This is a genomic window from Moorena sp. SIO4A5, from assembly GCF_010672005.1.
In the GTDB taxonomy this organism is placed as follows: domain Bacteria; phylum Cyanobacteriota; class Cyanobacteriia; order Cyanobacteriales; family Coleofasciculaceae; genus Moorena.
The window spans coordinates 22,543-36,240 of the sequence record NZ_JAAHHZ010000034.1 but is presented as its reverse complement, the minus strand read 5'-3'; the positions used below and the strand labels follow the sequence as shown (position 1 = coordinate 36,240).

General features: G+C 43.9%; 10 protein-coding genes. 5 read left to right on the top strand and 5 right to left on the bottom strand.

Features of this window, described 5'->3' with window-relative positions:
• Window positions 1–123 precede the first annotated feature (123 nt).
• Both iscB and F6K57_RS12600 read left to right on the top strand, forming a co-directional pair.
• On the top strand, window positions 124–1,398 hold the full coding sequence (gene iscB, locus F6K57_RS12605; protein ID WP_293068029.1) for an RNA-guided endonuclease IscB: 1,275 nt from the start codon (window positions 124–126) through the stop codon (window positions 1,396–1,398).
• A 401-nt stretch (window positions 1,399–1,799) separates the two neighbouring features.
• The gene (locus tag F6K57_RS12600) at window positions 1,800–3,836 is read left to right on the top strand and encodes a serine/threonine-protein kinase (RefSeq protein WP_293026623.1); all 2,037 of its coding nucleotides are present in this window, start codon (window positions 1,800–1,802) and stop codon (window positions 3,834–3,836) included.
• Window positions 3,837–3,918: 82 nt separating this feature from the next.
• On the opposite strand, the gene F6K57_RS12595 is transcribed toward F6K57_RS12600, so the two are convergent.
• Both F6K57_RS12595 and F6K57_RS12590 read right to left on the bottom strand, forming a co-directional pair.
• Window positions 3,919–4,089 (bottom strand): hypothetical protein, encoded by a 171-nt coding sequence (locus F6K57_RS12595; protein ID WP_293026625.1) that lies wholly within the window; start codon window positions 4,087–4,089, stop codon window positions 3,919–3,921.
• 105 nt (window positions 4,090–4,194) lie between these two features.
• Window positions 4,195–5,739, bottom strand: coding sequence for a glycoside hydrolase family 9 protein (locus tag F6K57_RS12590; protein WP_293026627.1), 1,545 nt, complete (start codon window positions 5,737–5,739; stop codon window positions 4,195–4,197).
• A 407-nt stretch (window positions 5,740–6,146) separates the two neighbouring features.
• On the opposite strand from F6K57_RS12590, the gene F6K57_RS12585 reads away from it, so the two are divergent.
• Window positions 6,147–6,350, top strand: coding sequence for a hypothetical protein (locus tag F6K57_RS12585; RefSeq protein ID WP_293068025.1), 204 nt, complete (start codon window positions 6,147–6,149; stop codon window positions 6,348–6,350).
• Between the two features lie 273 nt (window positions 6,351–6,623).
• The gene (locus F6K57_RS12580) at window positions 6,624–6,827 is read left to right on the top strand and encodes a hypothetical protein (RefSeq protein WP_293026631.1); all 204 of its coding nucleotides are present in this window, start codon (window positions 6,624–6,626) and stop codon (window positions 6,825–6,827) included.
• On the opposite strand, the gene F6K57_RS12575 is transcribed toward F6K57_RS12580, so the two are convergent.
• From F6K57_RS12575 to F6K57_RS12565, 3 genes are all read right to left on the bottom strand, one after another.
• A complete protein-coding gene (locus tag F6K57_RS12575) occupies window positions 6,816–7,079 on the bottom strand; it encodes a hypothetical protein (protein ID WP_293026633.1) in 264 nt (87 codons plus the stop codon). The genes F6K57_RS12580 and F6K57_RS12575 overlap by 12 nt on opposite strands.
• Before the next feature lie 318 nt (window positions 7,080–7,397).
• A complete protein-coding gene (locus F6K57_RS12570; protein WP_293026635.1) occupies window positions 7,398–7,673 on the bottom strand; it encodes a hypothetical protein in 276 nt (91 codons plus the stop codon).
• A gap of 2,735 nt (window positions 7,674–10,408) precedes the next feature.
• Window positions 10,409–11,713, bottom strand: a complete 1,305-nt coding sequence (locus tag F6K57_RS12565; protein ID WP_293026637.1) for a glutamate-5-semialdehyde dehydrogenase — start codon at window positions 11,711–11,713, stop codon at window positions 10,409–10,411.
• A gap of 1,305 nt (window positions 11,714–13,018) precedes the next feature.
• On the opposite strand from F6K57_RS12565, the gene F6K57_RS12560 reads away from it, so the two are divergent.
• Window positions 13,019–13,594: an EF-hand domain-containing protein gene (locus tag F6K57_RS12560; protein ID WP_293068020.1), complete on the top strand. Its 576-nt coding sequence runs from the start codon at window positions 13,019–13,021 to the stop codon at window positions 13,592–13,594.
• Window positions 13,595–13,698: the final 104 nt, after the last annotated feature.

The window sequence follows — 13,698 nt, the reverse complement described above, 5'->3', positions numbered from 1 at the left end:
TTCAAGCTCTAGAACCGGATTGTTAAACATCTTTATCAGGTTAAGGAAGTGCAATCTGGGAAGTACCGACTGATAACATTGGCGCAGCGAACTTTACCCTAGCAATAGGAGAATACTCACATTATGCGAGTTTTTGTACTTGATAAAAACAAAAAACCTTTAGATCCATGTCAGCCTGCTAGAGCTAGAATCTTGCTCAAACAAGGAAGGGCTAAGGTCTTTAGGAGATACCCGTTCACAATCATCATGCGCGATTTGGAGGAATTGGAATGTGTGACACATAATCATCAGATCAAACTTGACCCTGGTTCTCAAACGACAGGTTTAGCAATTGTTCAAGAAAAGGTAGTTGTTTGGGGTGCCGAACTAACCCACAGAGGTCTTCAAATTCGAGATGGTTTAACCTCACGTAGACAGTTGAGACGTTCTCGTAGAAACCGCAAAACTCGTTATCGACAGCCACGGTTTCTTAACCGTAAACGTCCTGATGGCTGGTTAGCTCCCAGTCTAATGTCGAGAGTCTATAATATTATCACATGGGTAAAAAAACTTACTCGATTTTGTCCGATAACTGGCATTTCTCAGGAATTAGTTAGGTTCGATACTCAGAAGATGGAAAACCCTGAGATTTCTGGCACAGAGTATCAGCAGGGCACACTCTACGGATATGAAGTTAGAGAATATCTACTTTCCAAATGGAATCGTAAATGTGCTTACTGTGGTGTGACTGATACTCCACTAGAGGTCGAACACATCAAACCTAAATCAAAGGGCGGTTCTGACCGAGTAAGTAACCTAGCAATTGCTTGTAGGAAGTGCAATCAAACCAAAGGTAATCAGGAAATCGAACAGTTTTTATCTGGTAAACCTGATGTTATAAAGCGTATTCTTTCTCAAGCCAAACGACCTTTAGTCGATGGGGCAGCCGTCAACTCAACTAGATGGAAGTTGTATAACGAATTAAAAGCCTTGGGTTTGCCGATTGAAACAGGGTCAGGTGGATTAACTAAGTACAATCGATGTCGGCAGAACCTTCCAAAAACACACTGGTTAGATGCCGCCAATGTTGGAAAAGTCGATACTTTGTACATCGAAGTTTATCAGCCATTGTTGATTTCAGCTAAAGGACATGGTACTCGTCAGATGTGCAGAACGAACAAGTTTGGCTTTCCCACTCGTTATGTACCAAGGTTGAAGTTTGTCAAAGGGTTTCAGACTGGAGATATTGCCAAAGCCGTTGTAACCAAAGGTAAGAAAGTGGGAACATACACAGGTAGAATAGCTACTCGAAAAACCGGTTCATTCAATATCTCCACTAAACACGGACTGGTACAAGGAATCAGTCACCAATATTGCAGCATTGTACATAGGAAAGACGGATATGCTTATAGCTTCTAGTTCAAAAGAAGTACTGTCTAGCTGCTGTTTGTGTAAGGGGAGAAACTCCTCCCCACGCATAAATGACAGGGGTATCCGTTTCTCCCCTTACCAACCCCCATTTTTGATGATTAGTTATATATATAGTGATATATAGCGTTTATCATAGTAATGAGGTACACAAGATTTTTTCCCTGTTGCCTGTTGCCTGTTGCCTATTCCCTAAAATCCAAAATCTACCTCACCTATTTTAGAAATGCTATATATCTTTAATATATATAGCACAGTAGCTGGTCTACCTATGCTTAGTCAACTACTGAGTCAACAGGTCACAGAATCCCACGCACTGTGTCAAGTCTCCGGGAGCAAGCCCTGGGAAAAAATCTAACATCCAAAATCCAACATCCAACATTCAAAATCGAATGACGCCCCTCTATTGTAGTAAAGGACATGAGAATCCCAATGGCAATAAGTTTTGCCGGGTTTGTGGCGAGATGCTGCCGTCCCTAGCCAAAACCTTTGACACTGGGAAGATTCTGGGTGGTCGCTACCGCATCCTCCGGGAGTTGGGACACGGAGGCTTTGGACGCACCTATTTAGCTCAAGACCTTAACCGCTTTAATGAACTGTGTGTGCTAAAAGAATTTGCCCCCCAAGTTCAAGGTAACCACGCCTTACAAAAAGCAGAAGAATTATTTGAGCGGGAAGCGGGAGTTCTTTATCGATTGCAACACCCTCAAATCCCTCAATTTCGTGAGTTGTTTCAGGTACAACAACAGGACAAAGGCACCCTATTGTTGGTTCAGGACTATGTGGAGGGGCAAACCTACCGCGCTCTACTGGAGGCTCGCCGACCTCAGGGACTCCGGTTTAGTGAAGCAGAAGTGACTCAACTGCTGATCCAAATCCTGCCAGTGTTGGAATATATCCATTTTATGAGGGTGATTCATCGGGATATCTCTCCCGATAATCTGATTTTGCGCAGTACCGATGGTTTACCAGTGCTGATTGACTTTGGCGGTGTCAAGGAGGTAGCAGCGAATGTGGCATCGAAGTTCCTAGGGTCAAAGGTGGCTGGTCAAAATAAGCCGATCATAACTCGGTTGGGTAAAGTTGGCTATGCTCCCCCAGAGCAGATGCAAGGAGGAAGTGTTTTTCCCCACAGTGACCTCTATGCTCTAGGGGCAACTATATTAGTATTAGTGACTGGTCAGGAACCCCAGCAGATAATTGACCCCAATACCCTGACCTGGAACTGGCGGCGAGAGATCAGCCTTAGCTCAACCCTAGGTCGTATCCTCGATAAAATGCTTCAACCTAGACCAGGGGAACGGTACCAAAATGCCAAAGAAGTGCTGCGAGACCTCACCACTCACCTTCAATTTGCCAGTGACCCGCAATCAGCTCCATCACCCCCTCAGACTAAACCGACCTTAGCAGTTGCCCCTGGTTCCAAGCCAGTAGCGGTTAACCAGCCAGCAACCCCAGCTACCAGAACACCATTAAGCACTTTTACAAACAATACCGTTTTAGACTGGCTGGGCAAGGTGGTTTTGGTATCTGTTTTAGCTGCTGCTGTATTTGGTTTTACCTTCTGGGCAACCAATTGGTGGTTCAAATTCAGAGGATCTCAGCCGGAACCCTCTCCAAAGGAATCACCCATCGATCAACCGGACATAAAGCCACCCTCGTGGTTTCCCAGCAACGAGGCAAAGCGCAAGGAATTGCTAGATCAGCGTCGTGCCAATTTGGAGATTGACGAGAAGTTCTACGTTCAGTTAGTCAATGAGGCCTTTTGGAACAAGTACCCCAATCAAGAAAAACGACAGCTAGGCACTGGATCAAAGGATGCTCCGTTAAGAGAAGAGTGGGATAAGCTGGCATTTGAGCTATTGACCCGGATTGAGTTGCTCAATTTGAGTCGGACGGCACGGGGAAGGTTGGGAAGCTATGGGACAGCAGATCTGACTAGCTGGAAGCAGCAAGTGAATCAGTTGCGTCTTTCTAGCCGTGCAGCTTATGATATTGCAGATTCTAAATTCTTTCATAAGTTTCCCGATCAGCGCGGTGAGAAGTTTATCGATAAGTCTATTGGTCAGGTGTGGCAAGGGATTGTTGGGGATACCATCGAAGCGTTGAAATCGGGCAAAGCCCTACAGCGCATCGAGTTTGCCCCTGGCGCAGTGATTCAGCAAGTCAGTGGTACCCTTGAGCCAGGAGACGGGAAAGCGTTTACGGCTAAACTTTCTGGTGGTCAAGTCATGGAAGTGAGACTGGCTACCGATGTGAATGCCTTGTTTTCAGTTTATGGTCCGAGCCGTAAGACCACCCTATTAGAAGACTCAAACGAACGCTACTGGATCGGGGATCTGCCAGCATCTGGTTTCTATGAGTTTGTGGTAGTTTCTCAAGCCTCTGAACCGATTAATTATCGACTTAACTTGAGGGTTGAAGATTAGTGATTGGTAATTTATAGCAGTTCTCAATTGGGTGAGCTATAGCGGTTTTTAGTCTAATGAGGTACACAGGATTTTTACCATCTTAGCTCTTAGCTCTTACCTCTTCTGACTTCGGAGCAGGGAGTAGCGATAAATCCGTAGTGTCAAACTTGAAGGTGCGGAATGTGGGTTCTATAGCGCTACGCACAAGGCAAGAGGCAAGAGGCATGCATGCAAAGGTGCGCTTTCCGCATCTAATTATTAAATTCGCCACGGGTCGCACCTAAAAGTTCACTAAAACAGCTTTTGCTGCTTGTATCAATGTCAAACACCTTAATGCGTAGTGCTATACCGTTTAGAATTCCCCGGCGGGGGAGAGTTAAATTATTGAGTTAGTGATCGGATCTACTGTAGACAGTAATGGTTCAACTTGGATCGGATCTACTGTAGACAGTAATGGTTCAACTTGGATCGGATCTACTGTAGACAGTAATGGTTCAACGTTAGAACCCAGACTTAGTTCCATCTGTTCACGGTACATACGGGCAAGAGCACCAGTGAAGCCAGCGTTGTAGTCAAGAGCGACTTCATTAATGGCATAGTTAGTTCGAACATCGACATAGGCATTATCGTCTGGTTCAGAGGGACCACCCACCAGTGCACCATAGAGAATGTTGAGGTTGTCCGTCGGTGATTCGATGTCATTGGTGGTGGAACCATGGGCTCCACGATGGTGGGGATTCTTGGGAGAATTGTGGCCAAAACCGACGACATAACTGCGATTGTTGGGATTATCCCCAAGAATGTAGTCAATTTGATCAGCGGCGAAATCGGAGTAACGACCATTACCATCATTAACGGTATCGCTATAAATACCAGCAAGGAAAGCTGTATTGGCAGCATATCGTAGGGAACCCCAGTCATCTAACCAAGCTAGTCCGCCCTCAGTATATTCGATACCTTCACCACTATCGTCACTCCAGTAGTCTAGCCAGCGTTCTACTTCAATACGGTACTTATCCTGGTCAGTTTCTTGAGCAAGGAGGATGCCAGTACCATGGACTTTTTGATCCCAGGATTGAGTCTGAGTCGGATCAATACCTAGATAGTAACTTTCGGCTTTATCCAAGTAGGTCTGGTCACCGGTTGCTTTGTACAGCCAAGTTGCAGACCAGGCTAGTTCGTCTTCGTAGCCACTCCAAGAATTGTAGAAAATAGCAGCATCGGGGATAGAGTCAGAGTAGTTACCCTGATAGGTCTCGGCAAAGTCAAATAGGGCTTTGGCGTTCGTCAGTAGTTGATTAGCGTAGCTGCTGTTTGTGGATTGGAAGGCAATTGAGGCAGCAGCTAAGGCAGCAGCGGATTCACCAGCTAGGTCAGAACCGGGATTTAAAGGATCAATTTTGAACGCTGGTCGCACCATGGTCATGGTTTCCGGCGGTGCCCAGACGCTGTGGTCGATTTCACCGGATCCAACCTGTCCCCAAAACTCTTCGGTTTGACCGTTACTGTCTGTGATGTGGGATTTGAGTATGTAATCTGTACCCCACTTAATGGCATCCAACGCCTCATCCCATTGACCCATTTGCTGGTAGGAATCTTGATATTCGATTGCCCCCCAAGCAAGCATAGTCATGGCAGCAGCCATGGGGAAGCCGAACTTGACGTGGTCCCCAGCATCGTAATAACCGCCAGTGAGGTCAACTCCTACATCAGCACCATCGTTGAGGGCAGAATCCCCGCGCCATGGGATGCGATTGTCCTCAGGAAGTTTACCGGAGCGCTGAGCTTCATAAAATAAGAAGGACTTTTCGACAGCGTCAGCATAGTTGAACTGTGGTGAAACATTGGTGTTGATGATACTGGGTACAGTCTCACCATTTCCATTGGATGAGTCGAGTTGAACAGGAGTAGATTCATTCATTAGTCATTAAAAATTAGTAATATTTGATAACAAAGCTAGTCAAATTACCCCTGTTTAATACTGGGAAAACGAAACCGTTCAAATTACAATTTTTTGTTGTTTATGAAGATAAAAAAAACCAAACAAGTTAAATTACCCCTGTTTAATACAGGGACAATGAACTAGCCTCTAAGTACCCGTCAATAAAGGAGATAATAGGGCATCATCTTTGATTTACAAAAGCACTTTAAGTTTTAGTAATACTACTCTCAATGGTTACACCGAAATAGTTTTGTTTTGTAACGATAGCTAATATTAGTTTACAACTGTCAGGATATTTCTTTTAAAGAAAGCTATAAGTTATTGTTAATTTTGGGTAAAGAATTAAAATCCCTAACACACTGTATCTTGAACTAATCAGTTTTAAATTGGGTGAGGTACAAAATTTTGGGATTTTAGGGAACAGGGAACAGCGGATCACCGGAACAGGGAGTAGTGATGCAGCGCTATACTTTATTAACTCTTGCCTCTTGCCTCTTGCCCTACTCTTAAAGAACAGCGGATCACCGGAACAGCGGATCACCGGAACAGCGGATCTGGGACTTCGGGGCTGGAAGGTAGCGCCGTCTTGAGGAGCCAGTTGCTCATCTAACTTCCCGCGCCCCCCACACTCCCCCTTTTAGGTGTATGATTTTAAGATTTATGCAGAAGATAGAGAAAATGAGGGAGAATTTCAACCCATAGGTAAAGGCATTTGTTGAATGACAGATGCCAGAATACGTAAAAAACCTCGCCCTTTACAACTTAAAGAATATGGTTGTTGAGAGTGGGTCGAAAATTGCAACGGATCGGCGTCGAGGCCATCGTCGTCAGTTTTAACCGATAAACTACTAGCAGATAAACTAGTGTCAGTTAATCCTCCGACGCCAACCAACCAAATAGTCGCCACAGCAATAGCGTTACCATTGTATGCAGGCACGTTTGGGGTCAGTCATTTTGGTGTGATGCAAACCCTATCCACCACGCTTAATGTCGTAGAACTTGCATTCAATCCAGCTACGCATACTATACCAGTAGATTTGAGCCTGTTGTGGACGTCATACCGTTAACAAAAACCCATGGGTCAGCATAACCGTGATCCGGTGCGAGCATTGAGAGTGCCATCGACACAGTTGCTTCTCAAACATCTGACTCGACCACTCCAATGCTGACCAACCGAGCGTGATTAGCCCAGACAGAGGTAATTTCGATGGGGGTTGGTCACCCAAAACCTGGGATGGTTGGTAATATCGAAGAGCATTAATCCGCATGGCTAGGATGCCAGCCATTAGCCACAATCCCTTGATAAAACCATTTAGCATACAACCGATTGTCTGTGGTGACTATCACAAACCAATCATCCGGGATCCCCTGTTTGACCTGATTTAACAGCTGATGCCAGTAAGGTTGCCAACTCCCTGTCTTGATGCAATAGCGAGTGGTTTGAATTTACCGTAAGACAGTTGAGCCTTAATCAATAAGTTTTACCCCTTTTCTGCATAGCCGACCAACCATAAAGGCTCAACTGTCTTACGGTTTGGTCTCCGGGGGAAACCCCCTGTTCCCTTGCTGCATCGCTTTTTCGGTTGCACCCACAATTTTCGCTCGCTACAGGTATTCCACAGCCACGGTAGACCACACTAATTACCAAGACGCTCAATACGCTTACCCAATGTGGATGCATCTGCAGCCAGCACCAGGCTTTTTTGATCGGATGACCACCAACTTAATATCCACAACAATAAGAAGGCTTTGCTTTCACTGACTTCTATTTCCTGTCGCTTTCTGCCATATTTGTGACTTTTTTCCTTGTACCATTGCCTTAACTGCTCTCTGACATTGTTTTGAGATCGATGTTGGATTTCTGCTAAAAACACTGCTACTGTTGATAATCCACAACGAAAGAGTGATGGCAATACCAAAACGACCCATTGCTAATCCCACTGCCTGAGATTTGCTCAGATGAGGCATCTTCCTCATCACAACTGAGAACCATTCTTGATACCCTTTCGGAATCTGTGTGATCATCGATGACAGTCCAATGGTGTACTAAGGTTTTTAGTTCTTTTTTCCTCTTTTGTTAAAATCATACACCTGAAAGGCGCCCCCGCCCCGCGCCCCCGCCCCACACTTCCCACACTTCCCATCTTTTTTACAAATATGAGATGCACCCCCTTAATTGGCGTAATCATCAACAGCATTAAGAGCTGATTCGTAAACTCGCTGTAATCCTTGTAAGATAAGGCTTGCGCTAAAATAGAACATTTGAACTATTTAATAACCAAAAGACAATCATAGCAAGGCTTTCAGACTTCTTAAGATTTACTTTACGAATCAGCTCTCAGCTAGCCGCTGGGGATTTTTTTTGTTTAATTTTGTCTCAACTAATCTATCACTCGTTATCAATGGGTAAGCGTTTCTAATTTCTTCCGGATCGAGACAGAGCAATGAAGGATTAAGAAATAGTAGATGCACCCTGACTCATCCCTCAGCTAGCCGCTGGGGATTTTTTTTTGTTCAATTTTGTCTCAACTAATCTATCAGTTCTAATTTCTTCCGGATCGAGAGAGAGCAATGAAGGAATAAGAAATAGTAGATGCACCCTGACTGATCCCTCAGCTAGCCGCTGGGGATTTTTTTTTGTTCAATTTTGTCTCAACTAATCTATCAGTTCTAATTTATTCCGGATCGAGAGAGAGCAATCAAGGAATAAGAAATAGTAGATGCACCCTGACTGATCCCTCAGCTAGCCGCTGGGGATTTTTTTTGTTTAATTTTGTCTCAACTAATCTATCAGTTCTAATTTCTTCCGGATCGAGACAGAGCCATGAAGGATTAAGAAATAGTAGATGCACCCTGACTGATCCCTCAGCTAGCCGCTGGGGATTTTTTTTGTTTAATTTTGTCTCAACTAATCTATCAGTTCTAATTTCTTCCGGATCGAGAGAGAGCCATGAAGGATTAAGAAATAGTAGATGCACCCTGACTCATCCCTCAGCTAGCCGCTGGGGATTTTTTTTGTTTAATTTTGTCTCAACTAATCTATCAGTTCTATTTAGCTAGTGTGTTTCTAATTTCTTCCGGATCGAGAGAGAGCAATCAAGGATTAAGAAATAGTAGATGCACCCTGACTCATCCCTCAGCTACCCGCTGGGGATTTTTTTTTGTTCAATTTTGTTTTAACTAATCTATCAGTTCTATTGGGCTTACCCATTTCTAATTTCTTCCGGATCGAGAGAGAGCAATCAAGGATTAAGAAATAGTAGATGCACCCTGACTCATCCCTCAGCTACCCGCTGGGGATTTTTTTTTGTTCAATTTTGTCTCAACTAATCTATCAGTTCTATTGGGCTTACCCATTTCTAATTTCTTCCGGATCTAGATAGAGCAATCAAGGATTAAAAAATAGTAGATGCACCCTGACTCATCCCTCAGCTACCCGCTGGGGATTTTTTTTTGTTCAATTTTGTCTCAACTAATCTATCAGTTCTATTTAGCTAGTGTGTTTCTAATTTCTTCCGGATCGAGAGAGAGCAATCAAGGATTAAGAAATAGTAGATGCACCCTGACTCATCCCTCAGCTACCCGCTGGGGATTTTTTTTTGTTCAATTTTGTTTTAACTAATCTATCAGTTCTATTGGGCTTACCCATTTCTAATTTCTTCCGGATCTAGATAGAGCAATCAAGGATTAAGAAATAGTAGATGCACCCTGACTAATCCCTCAGCTACCCGCTGGGGATTTTTTTTTGTTGAATTTTGTCTCAACTAATCTATCAGTTCTATTTGGCTTAGGCATTTCTAAATTGTTCCGGATCTAGAGATAGCAATCAAGGAATAAGAAATAGTAGATGCACCCTGACTCATCCCTCAGCTAGCCGCTGGGGATTTTTTTTGTTCAATTTTGTCTCAACTAATCTATCAGTTCTATTTGGCTTAGGCATTTCTAAATTGTTCCGGATCTAGAGAGAGCCATGAAGGATTAAGAAATAGTAGATGCACCCTGACTCATCCCTCAGCTACCCGCTGGGGATTTTTTTTGTTGAATTTTGTCTCAACCAATCTATCAGTTCTATTTGGCTTAGGCATTTCTAAATTGTTCCGGATCTAGAGAGAGCCATGAAGGAATAAGAAATAGTAGATGCACCCTGACTCATCCCTCAGCTACCCGCTGGGGATTTTTTTTTTTGAATTTTGTCTCAACCAATCTATCAGTTCTATTTGGCTTAGGCATTTCTAAATTGTTCCGGATCTAGAGAGAGCAATCAAGGAATAAGAAATAGTAGATGCACCCTGACTCCTTCCTCAGCTACCCGCTGGGGATTTTTTTTGTTTAATCTTGTTTCAAACAATCTATTAGTTCTATGTGGGATAGCCATCTTGCCTGTTTCCTTGGCGTAAGCATTTCTAAATTGTTCCGGATCTAGATAGACGAATCAAGGATTAAGAAATAGTAGATGCAACGTGACTAATTCCTCAGCTATCCGCTGAGGTTTTTTTAATAGACCTCTTGCAAAAGTCCAAAAATATCGCTCTTGAGCACTTACTAGGAGCGCCTGCCAGTATAATTATACTCAAAGCATTACTGGACAATACTTTCGGAATTTAAAACCTGTTAGTTTCCGTAAGCATTATAAATTTACCGAAGAATATTAGATATCCCGATGGGTAAAAGGCTTAGCATTCTCACCAACATAAGTAGCGGCAATGTGACCATTACCTGTAACCTTGTATTTGTAAGTCACCAATCCCTCTAAGCCCACTGGACCTCGGGGGGGCATTTGTTGAGTGCTAATTCCTACTTCTGCTCCAAAACCATAGCGGAAACCATCGGCAAAGCGAGTAGAACAGTTGTGGAAAACATTAGCTGCATCAACTTGATTTCCGAAGCTATCTGCTACCTCCTGGTCTTCAGTAACAATTGCATCCGTATGTCTGGAACCATAAGTATTGATATGGTTAATCGCTTCTTCCACAGAATCTACTACTTTGATAGAAAGAATTAAATCATTATATTCTGTAGACCAATCCTCATCGGTTGCTACAGAGATTGGGATAATCTCACGGCTAGCTTCATCCCCTCGCAATTCTACATTACCCTTTTTCAAAGCTTCTGCTGCTAGGGGCAAAAAACGAGGAGCAATTGCTGAATGCACCAGCAGGGTTTCAATCGCATTACAAACAGCTGGATATTGAGTTTTGGCATCAACGGTGATAGTTACCGCTTTCTCCAAGTCAGCTGCTGCATCAATATAGAGGTGGCAAATCCCATCAGCATGACCAAGTACTGGAATACGAGTATTCTCCTGCACAAACCGAACAAAAGCGTTCGACCCTCTGGGAATAATCAAATCCACATAGTTGTCTAGTTGTAACAGCTCTTTGATTTCTTCTCTAGTGGTTAACAACTGTACCGTTGCTGGGTCAACTGCTGTCGTAGATAATCCTTTATGAATTGCTTTGACTAGGGTTTCACAGGAGCGAATTGCTTCTTTACCGCCTTTGAGGATAACACCATTACCAGATTTAATCGCAAGAGAGGTAATTTGAATTAAGGCATCGGGACGAGCTTCAAAGATAACTCCTAAAACTCCTAAGGAACAAGTGACTCGTTTGAGGATTAGTCCTTGATCCAGTTCTCGATGAATTTGGACATTGCCCACAGGATCACCAAGGTTGCCCACATCTCGCACCCCCTGAATAGCCCCCTTGAGCTTTGTTTCGTTGAACTTCAGGCGATTATAAAGGGCTTTAGGAATGTTATCTGCCTCAGCCGCTTGGCAGTCTGCAGCATTCGCCGCTAGGATTTCCGGTGCTGCAGCTTCCAAGGCTTGGGCTATTGCCTCAATAGCTTCATTTTTAGCCTTTGTTGAGAGAACGGCTAAGTTCTGTGCAGCTTGACGGGTTTTTTGAGCGATCGCACTTAGGGGTATGGATGCAAGTGGTGTAGCTGTCATGGTTGTGATTTTGGAGGCAATACCAATACGTGATCAGAAGTGTAGCAAATTGACGCTCCCACAGGGTGCAGGCACTGCTATTGTCGGGGATTATTGCTTGCCCCAAACCCCCATCATCGGCTAAACCATCACTTATACATCAGGTTAACTATAAGGTTAACGTTGGGAAAACGCGATCGCATACAGCCGCTGTTGATAGTAGTAAATAGCTTACCCAATTCAGCCATCGATACCCCTTAGTTAGTCGAGCTGTGATCTAACAGCAAGACACTCAGGGGTTATTTTTTTGGAACTCAAAAGCGTTTCCCGGCTACATACTAGTTGCCTCACCTCTGACCAGCTCCCCTTACCCTGAAGTTATACCATTGGTTAACTATAAGGTTAACTTTGGGAAAACGCGATCGCATACAGCCGCTGTTGATAGTAGTAAATAGCTTACCCAATTCAGTCATCGATACCCCTTAGTTAGTCGAGCTGTGATCTAAGAGCAAGACAGGGGTATTTTTTTTGTGTAACAGCTCAAAAGCGTTTCCCGGCTACATACTAGTTGTCTGACCTGTTACCAGCTCGTCTTATCGTCAAGTTATACCATTGGTTAACTATAAGGTTAACGTTGGGTAAACGCGATCGCATACAGCCGCTGTGGATAGTAGTAAATAGCTTACGCAATTCAGCCATGGACACCCCTTAGTTGGTCGAGCTGTGATCTAACAGCAAGACACTCAGAGGGTATTTTTTTTGGAACAGCTCAAAGGCTTCTCCCAGCTAAATACTAGTTGTCTAAGGTCTGAGCAACTGGTCTTACCCTGAAGTTATACCATTGGTTAACGTTGGGAAAACCCGTACGCATACAGCCGCTGTGGATAGTAGTAAATAGCTTACGCAATTCAGTCATCGATACCCCTTAATTCCTCTGTCTGTGATCTAATAGCCAGACAGGGGTATTTTTTTGTCTAACAGCTCAAAAGCGTTTCCCCGCTACATACTATTTGTCTGAGGTCTGAGCAACTGGTCTTACCCTGAAGTTATACCATTGGTTAACTGTTTGGTTAACGTTGGGAAAACCCGTACGCATACAGCTGCTGTGGATAGTAGTAAATAGCTTACGCAATTCAGTCATCGATACCCCTTAGTTGGTCGAGCTGTGATCTAACAGCACGATACTCAGGGGTTATTTTTTTGGGAACAGTAATAGCTAATGGGACAGGAACATAACGGTTGCACGAAGTCGCGTACGATACTTAATTTTGTCACCAATGGATAGAAACTGATATCATACATTGGGATTTTATTATCGAATTAAAAATGACACCAGAAGACTTTTTGTCATCGAGTGCTTGGATTGTTCGGATGAAGACTTACTTCAAGCTTATGGATGTCAACGGAGATGGGGTTTTGTCGCTCTCGGACTACGAAACAATTGCGGATCGGTTTGTCAAACTTCAAGGTAATTCGTCGAATTACGAAGTAATCCGGACTCTGTTTCACGACCTATTTCAGTATATAATCGCTGGAGGGGGTGCGGTCGATGCCAACACCATGATCGGGGAAGAAGAGTTTATTACCAATGCCGCAAAGGCTGTCACGGTAATCGAATCGTCACTAGAAGTGGGTCGGCAAAAGAACGAAGTCTTTTTTGATCTCATCGACACCGATCATTCCGGTCAGATTTCCCGTGAAGAGTACCGGAAGTATTTGGCAATATACTCCGGTGAAGACCAGCCCGAAAGTGCTGACAAGGCTTTCAACAGTCTTGACACTGATGGTAATGGTTCCATCACCCGGGCCGAGTTCATAGAAGGTCATATGGGATACTGGTTTACACTTCCCAGGGACCAAACGGACGGTCCGCTTCCTTATGGATCGTTGATCGATGCATAGGTAAGCCTATTGCTGATCGCTCCTAAATCTAAGATGCTCTATAACTATTAGATTATTGTCGGTGCTGGTTCAGCAGCTTTTGTCCTTGCTAACCGCCAACACCA